The sequence below is a fragment of the Virgibacillus proomii genome (assembly GCF_018916875.1).
Lineage (GTDB): Bacteria > Bacillota > Bacilli > Bacillales > Amphibacillaceae > Virgibacillus > Virgibacillus proomii_B.
The window spans coordinates 93,967-113,246 of record NZ_JAHLNO010000021.1 but is presented as its reverse complement, the minus strand read 5'-3'; the positions used below and the strand labels follow the sequence as shown (position 1 = coordinate 113,246).

Annotated in this window: 34 protein-coding genes; all 34 read left to right on the top strand. The window is 39.7% G+C overall.

Annotated features, from left to right (window positions below):
* Positions 1-79 precede the first annotated feature (79 nt).
* The 34 genes from tuf to KQI21_RS12460 all read left to right on the top strand — a co-directional run bounded on the left by tuf (position 80) and on the right by KQI21_RS12460 (position 19,266).
* Positions 80-1,270, top strand: a complete 1,191-nt coding sequence (tuf, locus tag KQI21_RS12625; RefSeq protein WP_216484528.1) for an elongation factor Tu — start codon at positions 80-82, stop codon at positions 1,268-1,270.
* A 376-nt stretch (positions 1,271-1,646) separates the two neighbouring features.
* On the top strand, positions 1,647-1,955 hold the full coding sequence (rpsJ, locus tag KQI21_RS12620; protein WP_143695765.1) for a 30S ribosomal protein S10: 309 nt from the start codon (positions 1,647-1,649) through the stop codon (positions 1,953-1,955).
* A gap of 29 nt (positions 1,956-1,984) precedes the next feature.
* A complete protein-coding gene (rplC, locus tag KQI21_RS12615) occupies positions 1,985-2,614 on the top strand; it encodes a 50S ribosomal protein L3 (protein WP_216484527.1) in 630 nt (209 codons plus the stop codon).
* A 26-nt stretch (positions 2,615-2,640) separates the two neighbouring features.
* Positions 2,641-3,264 carry a 50S ribosomal protein L4 gene (rplD, locus tag KQI21_RS12610; RefSeq protein ID WP_216484526.1) on the top strand — a complete coding sequence of 208 codons (624 nt, stop codon included), beginning with the start codon at positions 2,641-2,643 and terminating at the stop codon, positions 3,262-3,264.
* Entirely contained in the window at positions 3,264-3,551 is a 288-nt protein-coding gene (gene rplW, locus KQI21_RS12605) for a 50S ribosomal protein L23 (protein ID WP_216484525.1), read from the top strand. Before rplD ends, rplW begins: the two co-directional genes overlap by 1 nt.
* 31 nt (positions 3,552-3,582) lie before the next feature.
* Positions 3,583-4,413, top strand: a complete 831-nt coding sequence (gene rplB / locus KQI21_RS12600; protein ID WP_216484524.1) for a 50S ribosomal protein L2 — start codon at positions 3,583-3,585, stop codon at positions 4,411-4,413.
* A 57-nt stretch (positions 4,414-4,470) separates the two neighbouring features.
* Positions 4,471-4,749 (top strand): 30S ribosomal protein S19, encoded by a 279-nt coding sequence (gene rpsS, locus KQI21_RS12595; RefSeq protein ID WP_077318984.1) that lies wholly within the window; start codon positions 4,471-4,473, stop codon positions 4,747-4,749.
* A 19-nt stretch (positions 4,750-4,768) separates the two neighbouring features.
* Complete coding sequence (gene rplV / locus KQI21_RS12590; protein WP_077318985.1) at positions 4,769-5,110, top strand: 50S ribosomal protein L22; 342 nt, start codon at positions 4,769-4,771, stop codon at positions 5,108-5,110.
* Between the two features lie 3 nt (positions 5,111-5,113).
* Complete coding sequence (gene rpsC / locus KQI21_RS12585; protein WP_216484523.1) at positions 5,114-5,755, top strand: 30S ribosomal protein S3; 642 nt, start codon at positions 5,114-5,116, stop codon at positions 5,753-5,755.
* An 18-nt stretch (positions 5,756-5,773) separates the two neighbouring features.
* The gene (rplP, locus tag KQI21_RS12580) at positions 5,774-6,208 is read left to right on the top strand and encodes a 50S ribosomal protein L16 (RefSeq protein WP_216484522.1); all 435 of its coding nucleotides are present in this window, start codon (positions 5,774-5,776) and stop codon (positions 6,206-6,208) included.
* Complete coding sequence (gene rpmC, locus KQI21_RS12575; protein ID WP_216484521.1) at positions 6,198-6,398, top strand: 50S ribosomal protein L29; 201 nt, start codon at positions 6,198-6,200, stop codon at positions 6,396-6,398. The genes rplP and rpmC overlap by 11 nt, the downstream gene beginning before the upstream one ends.
* A 27-nt stretch (positions 6,399-6,425) precedes the next feature.
* Positions 6,426-6,689, top strand: coding sequence for a 30S ribosomal protein S17 (gene rpsQ, locus KQI21_RS12570; protein WP_077318989.1), 264 nt, complete (start codon positions 6,426-6,428; stop codon positions 6,687-6,689).
* Between the two features lie 42 nt (positions 6,690-6,731).
* A complete protein-coding gene (rplN, locus tag KQI21_RS12565) occupies positions 6,732-7,100 on the top strand; it encodes a 50S ribosomal protein L14 (protein WP_077318990.1) in 369 nt (122 codons plus the stop codon).
* A 193-nt stretch (positions 7,101-7,293) separates the two neighbouring features.
* Complete coding sequence (rplX, locus tag KQI21_RS12560) at positions 7,294-7,605, top strand: 50S ribosomal protein L24 (RefSeq protein ID WP_077318991.1); 312 nt, start codon at positions 7,294-7,296, stop codon at positions 7,603-7,605.
* Between the two features lie 24 nt (positions 7,606-7,629).
* Positions 7,630-8,169 (top strand): 50S ribosomal protein L5, encoded by a 540-nt coding sequence (gene rplE / locus KQI21_RS12555; RefSeq protein WP_216484520.1) that lies wholly within the window; start codon positions 7,630-7,632, stop codon positions 8,167-8,169.
* Positions 8,170-8,194: 25 nt separating this feature from the next.
* A complete protein-coding gene (locus KQI21_RS12550; protein WP_077324032.1) occupies positions 8,195-8,380 on the top strand; it encodes a type Z 30S ribosomal protein S14 in 186 nt (61 codons plus the stop codon).
* Between the two features lie 29 nt (positions 8,381-8,409).
* Positions 8,410-8,808 carry a 30S ribosomal protein S8 gene (gene rpsH / locus KQI21_RS12545; RefSeq protein WP_077318994.1) on the top strand — a complete coding sequence of 133 codons (399 nt, stop codon included), beginning with the start codon at positions 8,410-8,412 and terminating at the stop codon, positions 8,806-8,808.
* A 31-nt stretch (positions 8,809-8,839) separates the two neighbouring features.
* Entirely contained in the window at positions 8,840-9,376 is a 537-nt protein-coding gene (rplF, locus tag KQI21_RS12540) for a 50S ribosomal protein L6 (protein ID WP_077318995.1), read from the top strand.
* Between the two features lie 28 nt (positions 9,377-9,404).
* Positions 9,405-9,770 (top strand): 50S ribosomal protein L18, encoded by a 366-nt coding sequence (gene rplR / locus KQI21_RS12535; RefSeq protein ID WP_216484519.1) that lies wholly within the window; start codon positions 9,405-9,407, stop codon positions 9,768-9,770.
* 20 nt (positions 9,771-9,790) lie between these two features.
* A complete protein-coding gene (gene rpsE / locus KQI21_RS12530) occupies positions 9,791-10,294 on the top strand; it encodes a 30S ribosomal protein S5 (protein ID WP_216484518.1) in 504 nt (167 codons plus the stop codon).
* A 13-nt stretch (positions 10,295-10,307) separates the two neighbouring features.
* The gene (gene rpmD, locus KQI21_RS12525) at positions 10,308-10,490 is read left to right on the top strand and encodes a 50S ribosomal protein L30 (RefSeq protein WP_216484517.1); all 183 of its coding nucleotides are present in this window, start codon (positions 10,308-10,310) and stop codon (positions 10,488-10,490) included.
* Between the two features lie 32 nt (positions 10,491-10,522).
* Positions 10,523-10,963 (top strand): 50S ribosomal protein L15, encoded by a 441-nt coding sequence (gene rplO / locus KQI21_RS12520; protein WP_216484516.1) that lies wholly within the window; start codon positions 10,523-10,525, stop codon positions 10,961-10,963.
* The gene (gene secY / locus KQI21_RS12515; RefSeq protein ID WP_216484515.1) at positions 10,963-12,252 is read left to right on the top strand and encodes a preprotein translocase subunit SecY; all 1,290 of its coding nucleotides are present in this window, start codon (positions 10,963-10,965) and stop codon (positions 12,250-12,252) included. Before rplO ends, secY begins: the two co-directional genes overlap by 1 nt.
* 32 nt (positions 12,253-12,284) lie before the next feature.
* Positions 12,285-12,929 (top strand): adenylate kinase, encoded by a 645-nt coding sequence (locus KQI21_RS12510; RefSeq protein WP_216484514.1) that lies wholly within the window; start codon positions 12,285-12,287, stop codon positions 12,927-12,929.
* 181 nt (positions 12,930-13,110) lie between these two features.
* Positions 13,111-13,446: a KOW domain-containing RNA-binding protein gene (locus tag KQI21_RS12505; protein WP_077319002.1), complete on the top strand. Its 336-nt coding sequence runs from the start codon at positions 13,111-13,113 to the stop codon at positions 13,444-13,446.
* Positions 13,424-13,642: a translation initiation factor IF-1 gene (gene infA, locus KQI21_RS12500; RefSeq protein ID WP_010095735.1), complete on the top strand. Its 219-nt coding sequence runs from the start codon at positions 13,424-13,426 to the stop codon at positions 13,640-13,642. Before KQI21_RS12505 ends, infA begins: the two co-directional genes overlap by 23 nt.
* A gap of 30 nt (positions 13,643-13,672) precedes the next feature.
* The gene (rpmJ, locus tag KQI21_RS12495; protein ID WP_005999442.1) at positions 13,673-13,786 is read left to right on the top strand and encodes a 50S ribosomal protein L36; all 114 of its coding nucleotides are present in this window, start codon (positions 13,673-13,675) and stop codon (positions 13,784-13,786) included.
* Positions 13,787-13,809: 23 nt separating this feature from the next.
* Positions 13,810-14,175, top strand: coding sequence for a 30S ribosomal protein S13 (gene rpsM, locus KQI21_RS12490; protein WP_216484513.1), 366 nt, complete (start codon positions 13,810-13,812; stop codon positions 14,173-14,175).
* A gap of 23 nt (positions 14,176-14,198) precedes the next feature.
* Entirely contained in the window at positions 14,199-14,588 is a 390-nt protein-coding gene (gene rpsK / locus KQI21_RS12485; RefSeq protein WP_216484512.1) for a 30S ribosomal protein S11, read from the top strand.
* A 210-nt stretch (positions 14,589-14,798) separates the two neighbouring features.
* The gene (locus tag KQI21_RS12480; protein WP_077319005.1) at positions 14,799-15,743 is read left to right on the top strand and encodes a DNA-directed RNA polymerase subunit alpha; all 945 of its coding nucleotides are present in this window, start codon (positions 14,799-14,801) and stop codon (positions 15,741-15,743) included.
* Positions 15,744-16,001: 258 nt separating this feature from the next.
* Positions 16,002-16,355, top strand: coding sequence for a 50S ribosomal protein L17 (rplQ, locus tag KQI21_RS12475; RefSeq protein WP_077319006.1), 354 nt, complete (start codon positions 16,002-16,004; stop codon positions 16,353-16,355).
* 433 nt (positions 16,356-16,788) lie between these two features.
* On the top strand, positions 16,789-17,628 hold the full coding sequence (locus KQI21_RS12470; RefSeq protein ID WP_216484511.1) for an energy-coupling factor ABC transporter ATP-binding protein: 840 nt from the start codon (positions 16,789-16,791) through the stop codon (positions 17,626-17,628).
* Positions 17,604-18,476, top strand: coding sequence for an energy-coupling factor ABC transporter ATP-binding protein (locus KQI21_RS12465; RefSeq protein WP_216484510.1), 873 nt, complete (start codon positions 17,604-17,606; stop codon positions 18,474-18,476). Before KQI21_RS12470 ends, KQI21_RS12465 begins: the two co-directional genes overlap by 25 nt.
* Positions 18,469-19,266: an energy-coupling factor transporter transmembrane component T family protein gene (locus tag KQI21_RS12460; protein WP_216484509.1), complete on the top strand. Its 798-nt coding sequence runs from the start codon at positions 18,469-18,471 to the stop codon at positions 19,264-19,266. Before KQI21_RS12465 ends, KQI21_RS12460 begins: the two co-directional genes overlap by 8 nt.
* The last annotated feature ends 14 nt before the right edge of the window (positions 19,267-19,280 follow it).

Sequence of the window (19,280 nt, the reverse complement as noted above, 5' to 3'; positions counted from 1 at the left end):
AGAAGTGATGAATAAGCATTGTTTCTGGCTAACTATAAATTTACAAAACACTTTCATTTAATTAAGGGAGGAACTATAAATGGCTAAAGAAAAGTTCGATCGCTCGAAAAGTCACGTAAACGTTGGTACAATTGGACACGTTGACCACGGTAAAACTACGTTAACTGCAGCAATTACTATTGTAATGCATAAGAGAAATGGTAAGGGTTCGCAAATGGCGTATGACCAAATCGATAACGCACCAGAAGAAAAAGAACGTGGAATTACAATTGCAACTTCTCACGTAGAATATGAAACAGAAACTCGTCACTATGCACACGTTGACTGCCCAGGTCACGCTGACTATGTTAAAAACATGATCACAGGTGCTGCACAAATGGACGGAGCTATTCTTGTTGTGTCTGCTGCTGATGGTCCAATGCCACAAACTCGTGAGCACATTCTATTATCCCGTAACGTTGGGGTACCATCTATTGTAGTATTCCTAAACAAAGTGGATATGGTAGATGACGAAGAGCTACTTGAACTAGTTGAAATGGAAGTTCGTGATCTTCTAACAGAGTACGATTTCCCAGGAGACGAAGTTCCAGTAATCGCTGGTTCTGCATTAAAAGCTATCGAAGGTGTACCAGAATACGAAGAAAAAATCGTTGAATTAATGAACGCTGTTGATGAGTACATCCCAACTCCAGAGCGTGATAAAGACAAACCATTTATGATGCCAGTTGAGGACGTATTCTCCATCACTGGTCGTGGTACAGTTGCTACCGGCCGTGTAGAACGTGGTGAAGTACGTGTTGGTGATGAAGTAGAAATCATCGGTCTAAACGAAGAAGCTGTTAAAACTACTGTAACTGGAGTAGAAATGTTCCGTAAGCTTCTTGATTATGCAGAAGCCGGAGACAATATTGGTGCACTACTGCGCGGTGTTGCTCGTGAAGAGATAAACCGTGGACAAGTGTTGGCTAAACCAGGTTCTATTACTCCACATACTAAATTTAAAGCTGAAGTTTATGTGCTATCAAAAGAAGAAGGTGGACGTCATACTCCATTTTTTGCAAACTATCGTCCGCAATTCTACTTCCGTACAACTGACGTAACTGGAGTAATTTCACTTCCAGAAGGAACTGAAATGGTTATGCCTGGAGATAACATTGAAATGACAGTAGAACTTATTGCCCCAATCGCAATTGAGGACGGAACTCGTTTCTCTATTCGTGAAGGTGGACGTACGGTAGGCTCTGGTGTTGTTACAGAAATCGTTGAATAAGAAATTGAAATATAATGGTAAAAAACACAGATGGCGTGACGACGCTATCTGTGTTTTCTGCATTTAAAGGATTTGTTTCGAGTTTCGTAATTTTGCATTGAAAACATAAGCTATAAACTATCGATATCCAAAAAAAATGTAAACCCTCTTGAAATTATTAGTTAAAGTACGTATAATGTATAAATGTGCAATCACATAGATTTTTCAAAAAAAGTTGCAATGACTAACCATATTCTATATAATGAGAATGTTGGTCATTAAAGGCGATGAAGCAGAAGGTTGTTGGCACACCCGGCCCCTTTGCCATGGCGGGTAGTCAAGAAATTTCTGCAGAGTATGTCTATTTTTAATATGGGCGAATAAAGGAGGGAAAATAATGGCAAAAGAAAAGATTAGAATCCGTTTAAAAGCTTATGATCACCGTATTCTAGATCAATCAGCTGAGAAAATTGTAAATACTGCGAAACGTTCTGGAGCTAAAGTATCCGGACCGATTCCATTACCTACAGAAAAATCAGTATATACGGTATTACGTGCGGTTCATAAATACAAGGATTCACGTGAGCAATTCGAAATGCGTACACATAAACGCTTAATCGATATTGTTAATCCTACACCACAGACTGTTGATTCATTGATGCGTCTCGACTTGCCATCTGGTGTAGATATTGAAATTAAACTATAATGATTGTTTTTAAATAGGAGGTGTAACGGATGACGAAAGGAATCTTAGGTCGAAAAATCGGCATGACTCAGTTATTTTCAGAGAGTGGGGAATTAATTCCTGTAACTGTAATCGAGGCTGAGCCGAATGTAGTATTGCAAAAAAGAACGATTGAAAACGATGGTTATGAGGCAATACAGCTTGGTTTTGCTGATGAGAAAGAATCACGTACAAACAAGGCGGAAAAAGGTCATGCTGAAAAAGCAAGCACAACCCCTAAGCGCTACGTTCGTGAAATCCGTAATGCAAAGCTTGACGAATATGAAGTAGGTCAAGAAATTAGCGTTAGTGTATTTCAGTCTGGAGATAAAGTTGATGTAACAGGAACAACAAAAGGGAAAGGATTCCAAGGCTCTATTAAGCGTCATAATCAACAACGCGGTCCAATGTCCCATGGATCTCACTACCATAGAGGCCCTGGTTCTCTAGGTGCAGTAGATCCAATGCGTGTATTTAAGGGAAGACCACTTCCGGGACGTATGGGTGGCGATCAAGTAACCATCCAAAACCTTGAAGTTGTAAAAGTAGATGAAGAGCGTAACCTGCTATTAATTAAAGGTAACGTTCCAGGTGCAAAAAAATCATTCGTAAAAATCACGAGTGCGATCAAGGCTAACTAATCATACAGATGAAGGGAGGATATGTCATGCCTAAAGTAGCACTATTTAAACAAGACGGAGCTCAAGCTGGTGAAATGGAGTTAAACGATTCTGTATTCGGCATTGAGCCAAATACGCATGTTTTACATGAAGCTGTAGTAATGCAACGTTCTTCTATGCGTCAAGGAACCCATGCGGTAAAAAACCGCTCTGAAGTGAGTGGTGGAGGACGCAAACCATGGCGTCAAAAAGGTACTGGTCGTGCACGTCAAGGTTCTATTCGCTCCCCACAATGGGTCGGCGGAGGTACAGTATTTGGTCCAACTCCACGTAGCTACAGCTATAAATTACCAAAAAAAGTACGTCGTCTCGCATTAAAATCTGCGCTTTCATCAAAATTAAAAGAAAACAACCTCGTTGTTTTAGAAAGTCTTACTTTTGATGAACCAAAAACAAAAGAAGCTGTGAAAATGCTTGAAGCACTAAAAATTGATACAAAAGCATTAATCGTAGTTACTGAAAAAGATGACACAGTTATTCGTTCAACTAATAATCTTCAAACTGTAACAGTAATAACAGTTGAGGAAATCAATGTTCTAGACTTGCTTGGACATGACAAGCTGATCTTGACGAAGGATGCAGCTGAAAAAGCAGGGGAGGTGCTTGCATAATGAAAGATCCACGTGATATTATAAAGCGCCCTGTCATTACAGAGCATTCAGCTGATCTAATGGCAGAAAAAAAATACACATTTGAAGTCGCTCCAAAAGCAAACAAAACAGAAATTAAACAAGCTGTTGAACATGTGTTTGGAGTGAAGGTAGTAAAAGTTAATACAATGAATTTAAAAGGTAAATTCAAGCGTATGGGCCGTTATGGTGGTTTCCGCCCAAATCGCAAGAAAGCCATTGTACAGCTTTCAGAAGATAGCAAAGAACTAGACTTCTTTGAAGCATAATTAACAAGATTTCGTGAAGGAGGGAAAAAAGATGGCGATTAAAAAGTTTAGACCAACGTCCAATGGTAGACGTAATATGTCCGTATCTGATTTTGCAGAAATTACAACAGATACGCCTGAAAAGTCCCTGTTAAGCCCATTGCACAATCGAGGCGGTCGAAATAATCAAGGGAAATTAACTGTTCGTCATCAAGGTGGCGGTCATAAGCGTCAATACCGTATCATCGATTTCAAACGAGATAAAGATGGTATACCAGGACGCGTTGCTACTATTGAATATGATCCAAACCGCTCAGCAAACATAGCATTAATTCACTATGCTGATGGAGAAAAACGTTATATTTTAGCTCCGAAAGGTTTGAAAGTAAATCAAGAGATTGAATCTGGTGAGAATGCAGACATTAAATTAGGAAATGCGCTCCCTTTAGCAAATATTCCAGTAGGTACAGTCATTCATAATATCGAGTTGAAACCAGGACGCGGAGGACAGCTCGCTCGTTCTGCGGGTGCAGAAGCTCAAGTTCTAGGTCGCGATGGAAAATACTCCTTGGTTCGCTTAGCTTCTGGTGAAGTTCGTTTGATTTTATCTACTTGTCGTGCAACAGTAGGGCAAGTCGGTAATATTGAACATGAACTCATCCGTATCGGAAAAGCAGGTCGTTCCCGCTGGTTAGGCAAACGCCCTACAGTTCGTGGGTCTGTTATGAACCCTAATGATCACCCGCACGGTGGTGGTGAAGGACGTGCACCAATCGGACGTAAGTCACCAATGTCACCTTGGGGCAAACCTACACTTGGTTACAAGACGCGTAAACGCAACAAACCAACTGATAAATTTATCGTTCGTAAACGTAAAAAATAATCGAAAAAAAGTGGCGGGAAAACAGCCCGTCTTTCCAATCCGAAAGGAGGTTAATCCATGGGTCGCAGTTTGAAAAAAGGACCTTTTGCAGATGACCATTTATTGAAGAAAGTTGAAACGTTAAATGAAAGTGACAAAAAACAAGTTATTAAAACTTGGTCACGTCGTTCTACTATATTCCCTACATTCGTTGGACACACGATCGCTGTGTACGACGGACGCAAACATGTACCAGTTTATATTACGGAAGACATGGTCGGTCATAAACTAGGAGAATTCGCGCCAACACGCACCTTTAGAGGGCACGGCGGCGATGATAAGAAAACAAAACGCTAAATGAGAGGAGGCACATATCATGCAAGCTAAAGCCGTTGCAAAATCGGTTCGTATTGCTCCTCGTAAAGTACGTCTAGTCGTTGATCTTATTCGAGGAAAAAGTGTAGGTGAAGCAATTGCGATTTTACGTCATACACAACGCGGTGCTTCTCCAATTGTAGAAAAAGTATTAAATTCTGCAGTCGCAAACGCAGAGCACAATTATGAAATGGACACGGATAATCTGATTGTTTCTGAAGCATTTGTAAACGAAGGTGTTACGTTGAAACGTTTCCGTCCGCGTGCACAAGGTCGTGCAAGCAGAATTAATAAGCGCACAAGCCACATCACAGTTGTGGTAACAGAAAAGAAGGAGGGATAGTCAGTGGGTCAAAAAGTAAATCCAATCGGTCTTCGTGTCGGTATCATTAAAGACTGGCAGTCGAAATGGTACGCAGATAAAGACTATGCAGACTTACTACATGAAGATATTAAAATTAGAGAATATCTAGAAAACCGTTTAAAAACATCTGCTGTTTCTTCAATTGACATTGAACGTGCAGCAAATCGTGTTAATATCACAATTCATACTGGAAAGCCTGGTATGGTTATTGGTAAAGGCGGTTCAGAAGTAGAATCACTACGTAAAGCTTTGAACAGTTTAACCGGCAAGCGGGTTCACATTAATATCGTAGAAATTAAAAAAGTAGATCTTGATGCAAGATTAGTTGCTGAAAATATTGCCCGTCAATTAGAAAATCGTGTTTCATTCCGACGTGTACAAAAACAAGCAATTCAACGTACTATGCGTGCTGGCGCTAAAGGAATTAAAACACAAGTATCTGGACGTCTAGGTGGAGCAGACATTGCTCGTGCGGAACACTATAGCGAAGGAACAGTACCACTACACACGCTGCGTGCTGACATCGATTACGGTACAGCAGAAGCTGACACTACTTACGGTAAGCTAGGTGTTAAAGTGTGGATTTATCGTGGTGAAGTCCTTCCAACTAAAACTGATAAATAAGGAAGGGGGCACTGCATTATGTTAATGCCTAAACGTGTGAAATATCGTAGACAACATCGTGGAAAAATGAGAGGCCAAGCTAAAGGCGGTACAACAATATCTTTCGGTGATTACGGTTTGCAGGCAATAGAAGCATCATGGATTACAAGCCGTCAAATTGAGGCTGCTCGTATTGCAATGACCCGTTACATGAAGCGTGGCGGTAAAGTTTGGATTAAAATCTTTCCTGATAAACCATATACTGCAAAGCCATTAGAAGTACGAATGGGTTCCGGTAAAGGTGCTCCAGAAGGATGGGTAGCAGTAGTTAAGCCAGGGAAAATCATGTTTGAAATCGCAGGTGTATCAGAAGAAGTTGCTCGTGAAGCGTTGCGTCTTGCTTCTCATAAGCTTCCGATTAAAACTAAATTTGTAAAACGTGAAGAAATTGGTGGTGAAAGCAATGAAGGCTAATGAAATTAGAGAACTAACCACTGCCGAAATTGAACAAAAAGTTAAATCTTTAAAAGAGGAATTATTTAATTTACGCTTCCAGCTTGCAACTGGTCAATTGGAAAACACTGCTCGTATCCGTGAAGTAAGAAAATCAATTGCTCGTATGAAAACTATTGCACGTCAACGTGAATTGGGCGTAAATAACTAGAAATCTCGAGAGGAGGTTAGCCTCAAAATGACTGAACGAAATCAACGTAAAGTATACACTGGCCGTGTAGTTTCTGATAAAATGGATAAAACCATTACGGTGTTAGTTGAAACTTACAAATTTCATAAGCTATACGGAAAACGTGTAAAGTACTCTAAGAAATTTAAAGCTCATGATGAAAATAACCAAGCAAAAATTGGTGATATTGTGACAATTATGGAAACTCGTCCGCTATCAGCTACCAAGCATTTTCGCTTAGTAGAAATTGTTGAAGAAGCGGTAATTATCTAATAAAATTCGCTCAGAAGGTATCTGAAGGGAGGTCACAGCGTTATGATTCAACAAGAAAGTCGTTTGAAAGTTGCAGATAACTCTGGTGCTCGTGAATTGTTAACCATTAAAGTATTGGGCGGATCTGGACGAAAAACAGCTAATATCGGTGATGTTGTTGTTTGTACGGTGAAAGAAGCAACACCAGGCGGCGTTGTCAAAAAAGGCGATGTTGTTAAAGCTGTTATTGTGCGTTCGAAATCTGGTGCACGCCGTAAAGATGGATCATATATTCGTTTTGATGAAAATGCAGCGGTAATTGTTCGTGATGATAAAAGTCCAAGAGGAACTCGTATTTTTGGACCAGTCGCACGTGAATTACGTGATGCAAAGTTCATGAAAATCGTATCTCTTGCTCCAGAAGTATTATAAGAGTGTGTTCAAATAGAGGATAAAAAGGATTGAGAATTTCAAGACGGCGCCGTTTTGAGCAGCTAGAGTGTATACAGTTAAATGCATGAGAGTGGAGAAACAAGCCAACGATGAAATGATGCGTCATTTTTATTTGACTTTTTGAACATCCTTTATGAGCTAAAAATTAGCCTTGTTAGGAGGTGCGTTAAGCATGCATGTAAAAAAAGGTGATAAAGTCAAAGTTATTTCCGGCAAAGACCGTGGAAAAGAAGGCACAGTTTTAGAAGCATACCCGAAGAAAGAGCGAGTGCTTGTTGAAGGCATTAACATGATAAAAAAACATGCCAAACCTTCTCAAGAGAATCCGCAAGGCGGAATTCTGAACCAAGAAGCACCAATCCATGTTTCTAACGTAATGCCGTTAGATCCTAAATCCGGTGAACCAACCCGTGTTGGCTATGAAGTGCGTGATGGAAAGAAAGTCCGCATCGCTAAAAAATCCGGTAAAGCGTTAGATAAATAGGTTTAGCGAAAGGAGGGCGACATGATGAATCAACTGAAGAAAAAATATCAAGATGAAGTAATACCATCATTAATGAAAAAATTTAACTATAAATCTGTAATGCAAGTGCCAGCAATCGACAAAATTGTAATTAATATGGGTGTTGGTGACGCAGTACAAAACTCAAAAGCTTTGGACAATGCTGTTGAAGAGCTTGCATTAATTTCTGGTCAAAAGCCTGTAATTACACGTGCAAAAAAATCAATCGCTGGTTTTCGCCTTCGTGAGGGAATGCCGATCGGTGCGAAAGTAACCCTTCGCGGTGAGCGTATGTACGATTTTTTACAAAAGCTAATTGCTGTATCACTTCCACGTGTACGTGACTTCCGTGGAATTTCTAAAAAAGCATTTGATGGCCGTGGAAATTACACATTAGGTATTAAAGAACAGCTAATTTTCCCAGAAATTAATTATGATAAAGTTAACAAAGTCCGTGGTATGGATATTGTTATTGTAACAAGCTCCAACACTGATGAAGAAGCTCGTGAACTTCTGAGTCAGCTGGGCATGCCTTTCCAAAAGTAAGCTAAAGAGCGAAGGAGGGAAAATAGTGGCTAAAAAATCAATGATTGCAAAACAAAAACGACCACAAAAATTTAAAGTTCGTGAATATACACGTTGTGAGCGTTGTGGACGTCCACATTCTGTAATCCGTAAATTTAAACTTTGCCGTATTTGTTTCCGAGAACTTGCCTATAAAGGTCAAATTCCTGGTGTCAAAAAAGCAAGCTGGTAAACCCCTATTCGGGAAGGAGGTAATGATAAATGGTTATGACAGATCCAATTGCAGATATGCTTACTCGCATTCGTAATGCTAACATGGTAAAACATGAAAAGTTAGAACTTCCAGCATCTACTATGAAAAAAGAAATTGCTGACATCCTGAAGCGTGAAGGCTTCGTTTCTGACTACGAGCTTGTGGAAGACAACAAGCAAGGCATTCTTCGTATATTCCTTAAGTATGGTGCAAACGAGGAGCGAGTAATTACAGGTATTAAACGTATAAGTAAACCAGGACGCCGTGTATATGCAAAAGCAACGGAAGTACCTCGAGTGCTAAACGGTTTAGGAATAGCTATCGTATCAACATCTAAAGGAGTGCTTTCCGATAAAGAAGCACGTGCACAAGCTGTTGGTGGCGAAGTAATTGCATATGTCTGGTAATTGAGTATTAAATGTTGAGGAGGTGCATGGAATGTCTCGTATAGGACTTAAACCAATCGAAATTCCCCAAGGCGTAGAAGTTAAACTTGATGGTAATGTCGTTACTGTGAAAGGCCCTAAAGGTGAATTATCGAGAGAACTACATCAAGATATTAAAGTAAATATTGAAGGAAATGTGGTTACGTTAGAACGCCCAAGTGATCACAAAGACCACCGCGCATTACACGGAACTACCCGAAGCCTGATCAATAATATGGTTGAAGGTGTAAGTAAAGGATTTGAAAAGTCACTTGAGATTATCGGTGTTGGTTATCGTGCGCAAAAACAGGGAAACAAAGTAGTCATTAATGCTGGTTTCTCTCATCCTGTTGAAATCGAACCAATCGAAGGCATCGAAATCGACGTACCAAAAAACACACAGCTTATCGTTAAAGGAATTGATAAGGAGCAAGTGGGAGCAATTGCATCCAAAATTAGAGCAATTCGTCCGCCTGAGCCTTATAAAGGTAAAGGAATTCGTTACGAAGGCGAATATGTACGTCGTAAAGAAGGTAAAACTGCCAAGTAAGACTAGGTAGCAGAAAGGAGTGACCTAAGTGATTACAAAACCTGATAAAAATGCGGTACGTAAAAGAAGGCACGCTCGTGTTCGTAAGACAGTTCATGGTACAGCACAGTGTCCTCGTTTAAACGTCTACCGTTCAAATAAACACATTTATGTACAATTAATTGATGATGTAAGTGGAACTACACTTGCAAGTGCTTCTACAAAAGATAAAGAACTAAATGTAACTGGATCTACAAGCAATGTAGAAGCAGCAAAAGAGGTCGGAGAAATGATTGCTAAACGTGCTCAGGATAAAGGTTACAAATCGGTTGTCTTTGACCGCGGAGGCTACCTTTATCATGGACGTGTGAAAGCTTTAGCAGATGCTGCAAGAGAAGCAGGTCTTGAATTTTAATCGATAAAGGAGGGACATACATGAATAAAAACATTGATCCGAACAAGTTAGATCTTGAAGAGCGTGTTGTTGCGGTTAACCGTGTTGCAAAAGTTGTAAAAGGTGGACGTCGCTTCCGCTTTGCAGCTCTAGTGGTAGTCGGAGATAAAAATGGTCATGTAGGTTTTGGTACTGGAAAAGCGCAAGAAGTACCAGAAGCAATTAAAAAAGCAGTTGATGATGCAAAGAAAAATCTAATTACCGTACCAATCGTTGGGACCACAATTCCACATGAAATTCACGGTCAGTTTGGTTCAGGTAATGTATTGTTAAAACCAGCAGCAGAAGGTACTGGAGTTATTTCCGGTGGTCCGGTACGTGCTATTTTAGAACTTGCTGGTGTTGGTGATATTTTAACAAAATCACTAGGTTCAAACACACCGATTAATATGATCCGTGCAACTTTAAACGGATTAACAAACTTAAAACGCGCAGAAGATGTAGCAAAACTACGTGGAAAGTCTGTAGAAGAACTGTTAGGATAAGGAGGGAATTGTTATGTCTAAAAAATTAGAAATCACCCTCACGCGCAGTGTTATTGGTGGAACAGAAGCACAAAGAAAAACTGTTCAAGCATTAGGACTAAAAAAAATTCGCCAATCGGTTGTTCATGAAGATACACCAGCCGTTCGCGGTATGGTTAACAAAGTATCTCATTTACTAACGGTTAAAGAAGTTTAATTACGAAATAAGCGTAAAGAGGAGGTGCTCGCATGAAACTTCATGAATTGAAGGCAGCAGAAGGTGCACGTAAAAGCCGTAATCGAGTAGGCCGTGGAATGTCATCAGGTAATGGAAAAACATCCGGACGTGGACATAAAGGACAAAAAGCACGTTCTGGAGGTGGCACTCGCCCAGGTTTTGAAGGTGGTCAAATGCCACTATTCCAACGTCTGCCTAAACGTGGATTTACAAATATTCATCGTAAAGAGTTTGCCATTGTTAACATCGATACGTTAAACCGCTTTGAAGATGGCACTGAAATTACACCTGAGCTATTACTGGAAGAAGGCGTAGTTAGTAAATTAAAAGCTGGTATTAAAATACTAGGTAATGGAACGATTGAAAAGAAACTAACAGTAAAAGCTCACAAGTTCTCTGCTTCAGCTAAAGAAGCAATTGAGGCAGCGGGCGGACAAACAGAGGTGATCTAATGTTCCGTACAATCTCCAATTTTATGCGCGTAGGTGATATAAGACGGAAAATAATTTTTACATTACTCATGTTAGTTGTCTTCCGTCTTGGTACATTTATTCCTGTGCCTTTTACAGATAGGCAGGCAATTGATTTTATGAATTCTCAAAACGTGTTTGGCTTTTTAAATACGTTTGGTGGAGGAGCACTGCAAAACTTTTCGATCTTTGCCATGGGAATAATGCCGTACATTACTGCATCCATTATTATGCAATTACTGCAAATGGATGTTGTACCAAAGTTTACGGAATGGAAAAAGCAAGGAGAAGTAGGCAGAAAGAAATTAGCCCAGATTACACGCTATGGTGCAATCGTAATTGCATTTATTCAAGCAATTGCGATGTCAATAGGCTTTAATGCAATGGCAGGCGGTATGTTGATCGCTGATCCTGGTCCGATGAAATTTGCTGTTATTGCCATTGTTTTAACTAGTGGAACAGCATTTTTAATGTGGCTTGGTGAACAAATTACCGCAAATGGCGTAGGCAATGGAATCTCGATTATCATTTTCGCTGGTATCGTAGCAGCAGTACCAAACGGTATCAAGCAACTATATAGCCAGTATTTTATGAACCCTGGTGATGATCTGTTTATTAATATTGTCATTGTCGCCTTAATTGCCTTGGTAGTTATTGCAGTAACAGTTGGCGTAATTTTTATTCAACAAGCACTGCGTAAAATACCTATTCAATATGCGAAAAAACTTGTTAATCGTTCTCCGGTAGGGGGCAACTCTACACATTTACCGTTAAAAGTAAATAGTGCTGGTGTCATCCCGGTTATCTTTGCAATTGCATTTATTATGGCACCAAGTACAGTTGCCAGCTTTTTTGATGGGGATATTGCCGCGACGATTCAACGGATCTTTAATTATACAGAGCCAATAGGTATGGGAATTTATGTCGTACTGATTATTGCTTTTACGTATTTCTACAGCTTTGTTCAAGTAAACCCGGAACAAATGGCAGAGAATTTACAAAAGCAGGGCGGCTATATTCCTGGAATTCGACCAGGTAAAAATACGGAAACCTATTTAACGAGAGTTCTGTACCGTTTAACGTTTGTAGGGGCATTATTTTTAGCAGCTGTATCTGTATTGCCAATTGCTCTTGGTAAAATGGCTAACCTACCGCAATCCGTACAAATTGGTGGAACGAGCTTATTAATTGTTGTTGGTGTAGCTCTGCAAACAATGAAACAATTAGAAAGCCAGCTGGTGAAGCGTCACTATAAAGGTTTTATTAAGTAATTTTGCTGGAAACGAGAGCGAGGGGAAATCTGTTGAATTTAATTTTAATGGGTCTGCCAGGTGCCGGTAAGGGTACGCAGGCTGAAAAAATAAACGAAAAATATAACATCCCTCATATTTCAACAGGAGATATGTTCCGTTTAGCTATTAAAGAGGGAACAGACCTAGGTAAAAAAGCAAAAGAATATATGGATCAAGGAGAGCTTGTTCCAGATGAAGTTACAAACGGCATCGTCAAAGAGCGTCTACGCAAAGACGATTGCAAAAATGGCTTTTTATTGGACGGTTTTCCGCGAACGATCGCTCAAGCAGAAGCGTTAGAAAGCATAGTAAAGGATATCAATCAATCCATTGATTACGTCATCCATGTAGATGTGCCAGAAGGAAAATTAGTGGAGCGTCTAACTGGCCGTAGAATTTGTCCAACATGCGGAACAACTTATCATGTAGTTTATAACCCGCCAAAAGAAGACGGGATCTGTGATAAAGATGGCTCAACTTTAATCCAACGGGATGATGATAAACCTGAAACGGTTAAAAAACGTCTATCTGTAAATATAGAGCAAACGAAGCCGTTATTAGACTTTTATCATGATAAAGGTTATCTGGTAACGGTAAATGGTGATCAAGAAATCAATCAAGTATTTCAAGATATCCAAGCAAAAATAGAAAAATAGTATCTTTTAACTGGAAAAGGTGCATTTTTACTGTTGAAAAGTTATAATTAGTCGTGAGTATTATGTGACTATTAATATATACTTGAATAAACGTGACACAGGATAAAAGTGAGTAAGGTAACTAATCCTTTTGTTTAAAAGGAACCATATAAACTATAGCCTAAGTGAAGGTGATCGCTTGTTGAAGGAAGATGATTCGATTCCGCTGATAGGTCAAGTTGTTCGTATTATGCAAGGACGTGATGCGGGTCAATACGCAGTCGTTATTAATTTAGTCGATGATAAGTATGTCTTGCTTGCTGATGGGGAAAAACGTAAATATGATCGACCAAAGAAAAAGAATCTTCATCATATCGAGTTAATGGATTATATTTCTCCAGAAGTCCAAAACAGCCTTCTAGAAACTGGTCGTGTCACAAATGGTAAATTGCGATTTGCCATAGCAAAATTTGTCAATGAAGTTGTGACTGATTTGAAGAAGGGAGATCAACACGATGGCGAAAGACGATGTAATTGAAGTGGAAGGAACCGTAACTGAAACGCTACCTAATGCGATGTTTAATGTCGAGTTAGAAAATGGTCATACGGTACTAGCTCATGTATCTGGTAAAATACGTATGCATTTTATTCGCATTCTTCCTGGCGATAAAGTAACGGTTGAACTTTCTCCGTATGATTTAACAAGAGGACGAATTACGTACCGTTATAAATAAGTGAGCTCCGATATTAAAGGAGGTAAGATGATGAAAGTCAGAGCATCTGTAAAACCCATTTGTGAAAAATGTAAAGTCATTAAACGAAATGGAAAAGTAATGGTGATTTGTGAAAATCCGAAGCATAAGCAAAAACAAGGATAATAAACAGGAGGTGTTAAAACTTTATGGCACGTATTGCAGGTATTGATATTCCACGTGATAAACGAATAGTCATTTCCTTAACGTATATTTACGGAATTGGAAAAAAGACTGCACAGAAAATCCTTAAAGAAGCAGGCGTTTCTGAAGACACTCGAGTACGGGATCTAACAGAGGACGAATTAGGAAGAATTCGTAAGGCAGTAGATGAGTATACGATAGAAGGGGATCTTCGTCGTGAAGTTTCTCTAAATGTTAAGCGTCTTATTGAAATTGGCTCTTACCGTGGTATTCGTCACCGTCGTGGTCTTCCGGTTCGTGGACAAAAAACAAAAAATAATTCACGTACACGCAAAGGCCCACGTCATGCGATTGCTGGGAAAAAGAAATAAATGCTAAAGGAGGTTAACAACTAATGGCACAAAAATCAACCGCACGTAAACGCCGTGTGAAAAAGAATATTGAGTCAGGTGTAGCACATATCCGTTCTACCTTTAACAATACCATTGTTACCATTACGGATATGCAAGGTAATTCGGTTGGCTGGAGTTCAGCTGGTGCGCTTGGCTTTAAAGGTTCAAAAAAATCTACGCCTTTCGCTGCACAAATGGCAGCTGAAACTGCTGCTAAATCTGCACTTGAAAGTGGTATGAAGACACTTGAAGTAACGGTTAAAGGACCAGGTGCTGGACGTGAAGCAGCTATTCGTTCACTTCAAGCAGCAGGATTGGAAGTTACAGCTATTCGTGATGTAACTCCAGTACCTCATAATGGTTGTCGCCCGCCAAAACGTCGTCGTGTATAATTTTACCGTATATAATTTGTCACCCTGTCTATAATGGGTTATGATAGCTAAAAGTCTAAAGGTCGTACTCTTTAGTGAACAGCATCCATGAGACAAGAACGTACGAATGAATAACAGGTAGTGCAGAAACGCCAACTGCCTATTTGGGGAATTTCGGTTAGACATACGGTCTAACCGGGGTTTCGACGTTTTAAAGGAGGGTTTTAAGGAATGATCGAAATTGAAAAACCAAAAATTGAGACGGTAGAAATCAGCGATGATGCTACATTTGGAAAATTCGTAGTCGAACCGCTTGAACGTGGATATGGTACCACCCTAGGAAACTCCTTGCGTCGTATCCTACTATCCTCACTTCCAGGTGCTGCTATTACATCAGTTCAAATTGATGGAGCGCTTCATGAGTTTTCAACAATTGATGGTGTTGTTGAAGATGTGACAACGATTATTTTGAATCTGAAAAAACTGGCTCTAAAAATTTACTCCGATGAGGAGAAGACATTAGAGATTGATGTGCAGGGAGAAGGAAAAGTTACGGCTGCAGACCTAACGTATGATAGTGATGTAGAAGTATTAAATCCGGATTTGCTAATTGCTACATTAAATAGCAAAGGCAGCTTGCATATGAAAATGACAGCAGAACGTGGACGCGGCTATCGTCCTGCTGAAGCAAACAAACGTGATGATCAGCCAATCGGTATGATTCCAGTTGATTCAATCTTTACGCCAGTCTCTCGTGTGACCTATCAGGTGGAAAATACACGTGTAGGCCAAGTAGCCAATTATGATAAATTAACATTGGACGTATGGACAGATGGAAGCATTCGCCCTGAAGAAGCTGTTTCTTTAGGAGCAAAAGTTTTCACCGAGCATCTTAATATTTTTGTGGGATTAACGGATGAAGCGAAAAATGCTGAAATTATGGTTGAAAAAGAAGAAGATCAGAAAGAAAAAGTGATGGAAATGACCATTGAAGAGCTTGATCTTTCTGTTCGGTCCTATAACTGTCTAAAACGTGCTGGAATAAATACAGTGCAAGAACTAGCAAATAAAACAGAAGAAGATATGATGAAGGTGCGCAACCTTGGTCGCAAGTCGTTAGAAGAAGTAAAGTCAAAGTTAAGTGAACTTGGACTTAGTTTGCGTAATGATGACTAATCATATTTGATCACTATAAATAAGCAAATTACGCATCGGAAAGCGGTGTTTGCATATACGAATAACCCATTCATATTAGCCGGCTGCTTCATTCTTTACATCATTTTCTGTTTCACTTGGAGCAAGAAAGATAATTTCGTTTCTGAGGAAGAAAAAAGGTGTACGTTAAGAGGAGTTTTTGGCATGAATGCCTTACAAAGGCTATAAGTTTCTTCATTGAATGGTTTTTAAGTCATCAAAGAAAAGGAGGGATAGTCCATGGCTAGAAAATTAGGTCGTACAACCGATCAGCGTATGGCTTTGCTTCGTAACCTTGCTTCTGATTTAATTGTATATGAACGGGTTGAAACAACGGAAGCAAAAGCAAAGGAGCTAAAATCTGTCGTTGAAAAAATGATTACATTGGGCAAGCGTGGAGATCTTCATGCACGTCGGCAAGCGGCAGCCTTTTTATACAATAAAGAAGCCAACGAAAATGATAATGTGATTCAAAAACTTTTCAATGATGTGGCTCCGCGTTATGAAGATCGTCAAGGTGGATACACACGTGTTCTTAAATTAGGTGCTCGTCAAGGTGATGGAGCGAACATGGCCATCATTGAACTAGTGTAATCGGAAAAAAATCACCTAGTTTCATGTAACTACAACGACAAGGGCAGGACTGAATCTCTTCTACGAGGTGCATCCAAGCCCTTTTTTTGCACCTTAAGAAACTTTTTTGAAGTATGAATACAATTAGCCGGTCATCTGCACTATCGCTGGTGTAGACAAGCTTTCGTCTGTGATAATCTTTATAGGAAAGTATAAAACTTTAGGGTTTATAGTATAAGAAAAACTATAGCTTTCGCCATAAAGACTTGGCGACAAGCCAAGTTTTTCTATTGGACAGTGGTGAGAGTTGCTTGTCCACGCAGGTGGATGTCAGATATCTATGTAGCAATACTAAAGTAAGTGAGACAGCGATAACGTTGCTGATATAAAAATCGGATACTTTAATACTAGAATACCAAATTCCCAAGGATAGGAGACATAGGAGGAGTAATCGATGAGCAATAAATTGGTTGAGTTTAGAAATGTATCGTTTCGATATGGAGAAGAGCAGCCTTGGGTATTAAAAAATTGCAGTTTTGAAATCTATAAAGAGGAATGGGTAGCCATTATCGGCCATAATGGATCCGGTAAATCAACCATCGCAAAACTTATGAATGGACTGTTGTTTCCTCAAGAAGGAGAAATTTATATTGATGGCAAGCTTGTTCAAGAGGAAACGATTTGGGATATCCGAAAAGATGTAGGGATGGTATTTCAAAATCCCGATAATCAATTTGTTGGAACGACTGTACAAGATGATGTTGCGTTTGGCATGGAGAACCGAGGCTTTTCAAGAGAAGACATGCTTACCCGTATAGAAGTCGTGCTTGATGCTGTCCGTATGCAAGATTATCGTTTAACAGAACCTCATCGTCTATCTGGAGGACAAAAACAGCGTATTGCCATAGCAAGTGTCTTAGCTATATCGCCAAAAGTTCTCATTTTGGATGAGGCAACTGCCATGCTTGATCCAAAAGGAAGAAAAGAAATAATGGCAACCGTTACGGGGGTCCAAGAGAAAAACAATGTAGCGTTACTGACAATTACACATGATTTACAGGAAATAGTTCAAGCAGATCGCGTTATTGTTATGAATGAGGGTGAAGTTTGGCAGGAAACAACGCCAAGAACGCTTTTTTCTCAACAACAGGAGTTGCGGGAAATTGGTTTGGATGTACCGTTTATAGCAACCTTAGCTAATGAATTAAAACAAGCGGGTATTCCGATTAGTCAGGAACCATTAAATCATAAAGAATTGTTGGAGGAATTATGGACATTATATTCAAGAACGTAAGCTATACATATCAGCAGAATTCGCCATTCGCTCATAAAGCTATCGATCAGTTGAATTTTCATATTCCTTCAGGTACATTTGTCGCCATTGTTGGACATACAGGTTCAGGAAAGTCGACATTAATACAGCATCTAAATGGTTTACTTCAGCCTACAGAAGGAGAAGTATGGATAGGTGATTATCACTTAACCCCTGACAAGAAGCCAAAGGATATGAAAAAATTGAGAAGTAGTGTCGGCGTTGTATTCCAATATCCGGAGCATCAACTATTCGAGGAAACAATCGCTAAAGACATTAGCTTTGGTCCGAAAAATTTTGGTGTTGGGGATAGCGAAATACAACGGCGTATTAATGAGGTGCTGCCAGCAGTCGGATTAACGGAAGACTTTTTAGAACGATCTCCGTTCGATTTAAGCGGTGGACAAATGCGGAGAGTTGCAATTGCGGGTGTATTGGCAACCAAGCCAAAAGTGCTTGTTCTCGATGAGCCTACAGCAGGACTTGATCCCCGAGGCCAAAGGGAAATGATGGATATGTTCTATGATAGACATCAAAAGGAGAGGCTGACGACGATATTAGTTACACATAGTATGGAGGATGCCGTTACCTATGCTGACCATGTGATTATTCTGAACAAAGGAACAAAATATATGGAAGGTAAGCCAGAAGAAGTTTTCGTACAAAAAGCAGCATTACAGAAAGTTCAACTTGATGTTCCAGAAATAGTAACATTTCTTGATCGGTTTGAAGCAAGATTTGGAGTAAGCATTCCTTTTACCCGTCAGACTGAAAAAGAGCTTGCTAGTACAATAGCTAATGTGATCAAGGAGGGAAGCGTCCATGAATAATGCCATTGTTATTGGGCAGTACGTACCGGGGAATTCCCTTGTTCACCGGCTTGATCCACGAACAAAAATCACTATTATTTTTATTTTTGTATTTATTGTATTTTTAGCGAACAATGTTTGGAGTTATGCCATACTTACTACCTTTGCTTTAGCTAGTATGTTTACATCACGAGTACCGATCCGATTTATTTTAAAAGGTCTTCTGCCTGTGTGGTTTTTAATTATTTTTACTTTCTTGCTTCATATCATTATTACGAAGGAAGGTACGCCTGTTTTCGAGATTTTTTCCTTTAAAGTCTATTCAGGAGGCCTTATTCAAGGGTTTGCTATTTCGATGCGCTTCTTTTTGCTTATCTTAGTAACCTCGCTTTTAACACTAACGACAACACCGATAGAAATAACCGATGCGATCGAAAGCCTTCTGCACCCATTAAAAAGAGTGAAGTTTCCTGTACATGAGCTGGCATTAATGATGTCTATTTCATTGCGGTTCATACCGACATTATTACAGGAGACAGAAAAGATCTCTAAAGCGCAAGCATCACGAGGGGTGGACTTTCGGACGGGACCGATCAAGGATAGGGTAGAGGCTGTCGTACCATTACTTGTTCCATTATTCGTGAGTGCCTTCAAACGTGCTGAGGAACTTGCTATGGCAATGGAAGCTAGAGGTTACCAAGGTGGTGAAGGAAGAACCAAACTGCGTGAATTAAAATTCGGCAAACTTGATATCATAATCTATATATTATTTAGTACTGTTATTATTGGATTAATCTTGACAAGAAATTAGGTAAGAAAGGGCAA

Coding starts and splice junctions, on each gene's coding strand:
- KQI21_RS12480 (WP_077319005.1), top strand. CDS start 14,799: ATGATCGAAATTGAAAAACCAAAAATTGAGACGGTAGAAATCAGCGAT.
- rpsK (WP_216484512.1), top strand. CDS start 14,199: ATGGCACAAAAATCAACCGCACGTAAACGCCGTGTGAAAAAGAATATT.
- rpmC (WP_216484521.1), top strand. CDS start 6,198: ATGAAGGCTAATGAAATTAGAGAACTAACCACTGCCGAAATTGAACAA.
- tuf (WP_216484528.1), top strand. CDS start 80: ATGGCTAAAGAAAAGTTCGATCGCTCGAAAAGTCACGTAAACGTTGGT.
- rplO (WP_216484516.1), top strand. CDS start 10,523: ATGAAACTTCATGAATTGAAGGCAGCAGAAGGTGCACGTAAAAGCCGT.
- rplQ (WP_077319006.1), top strand. CDS start 16,002: ATGGCTAGAAAATTAGGTCGTACAACCGATCAGCGTATGGCTTTGCTT.
- rpsJ (WP_143695765.1), top strand. CDS start 1,647: ATGGCAAAAGAAAAGATTAGAATCCGTTTAAAAGCTTATGATCACCGT.
- rpmJ (WP_005999442.1), top strand. CDS start 13,673: ATGAAAGTCAGAGCATCTGTAAAACCCATTTGTGAAAAATGTAAAGTC.
- rpmD (WP_216484517.1), top strand. CDS start 10,308: ATGTCTAAAAAATTAGAAATCACCCTCACGCGCAGTGTTATTGGTGGA.
- KQI21_RS12460 (WP_216484509.1), top strand. CDS start 18,469: ATGAATAATGCCATTGTTATTGGGCAGTACGTACCGGGGAATTCCCTT.
- rplX (WP_077318991.1), top strand. CDS start 7,294: ATGCATGTAAAAAAAGGTGATAAAGTCAAAGTTATTTCCGGCAAAGAC.
- rplF (WP_077318995.1), top strand. CDS start 8,840: ATGTCTCGTATAGGACTTAAACCAATCGAAATTCCCCAAGGCGTAGAA.
- rpsE (WP_216484518.1), top strand. CDS start 9,791: ATGAATAAAAACATTGATCCGAACAAGTTAGATCTTGAAGAGCGTGTT.
- rplW (WP_216484525.1), top strand. CDS start 3,264: ATGAAAGATCCACGTGATATTATAAAGCGCCCTGTCATTACAGAGCAT.
- KQI21_RS12465 (WP_216484510.1), top strand. CDS start 17,604: ATGGACATTATATTCAAGAACGTAAGCTATACATATCAGCAGAATTCG.
- infA (WP_010095735.1), top strand. CDS start 13,424: ATGGCGAAAGACGATGTAATTGAAGTGGAAGGAACCGTAACTGAAACG.
- rplC (WP_216484527.1), top strand. CDS start 1,985: ATGACGAAAGGAATCTTAGGTCGAAAAATCGGCATGACTCAGTTATTT.
- rpsS (WP_077318984.1), top strand. CDS start 4,471: ATGGGTCGCAGTTTGAAAAAAGGACCTTTTGCAGATGACCATTTATTG.
- rplB (WP_216484524.1), top strand. CDS start 3,583: ATGGCGATTAAAAAGTTTAGACCAACGTCCAATGGTAGACGTAATATG.
- rplP (WP_216484522.1), top strand. CDS start 5,774: ATGTTAATGCCTAAACGTGTGAAATATCGTAGACAACATCGTGGAAAA.
- KQI21_RS12470 (WP_216484511.1), top strand. CDS start 16,789: ATGAGCAATAAATTGGTTGAGTTTAGAAATGTATCGTTTCGATATGGA.
- rplD (WP_216484526.1), top strand. CDS start 2,641: ATGCCTAAAGTAGCACTATTTAAACAAGACGGAGCTCAAGCTGGTGAA.
- rpsQ (WP_077318989.1), top strand. CDS start 6,426: ATGACTGAACGAAATCAACGTAAAGTATACACTGGCCGTGTAGTTTCT.
- rplV (WP_077318985.1), top strand. CDS start 4,769: ATGCAAGCTAAAGCCGTTGCAAAATCGGTTCGTATTGCTCCTCGTAAA.
- rplN (WP_077318990.1), top strand. CDS start 6,732: ATGATTCAACAAGAAAGTCGTTTGAAAGTTGCAGATAACTCTGGTGCT.
- rpsH (WP_077318994.1), top strand. CDS start 8,410: ATGGTTATGACAGATCCAATTGCAGATATGCTTACTCGCATTCGTAAT.
- secY (WP_216484515.1), top strand. CDS start 10,963: ATGTTCCGTACAATCTCCAATTTTATGCGCGTAGGTGATATAAGACGG.
- rpsM (WP_216484513.1), top strand. CDS start 13,810: ATGGCACGTATTGCAGGTATTGATATTCCACGTGATAAACGAATAGTC.
- rplE (WP_216484520.1), top strand. CDS start 7,630: ATGAATCAACTGAAGAAAAAATATCAAGATGAAGTAATACCATCATTA.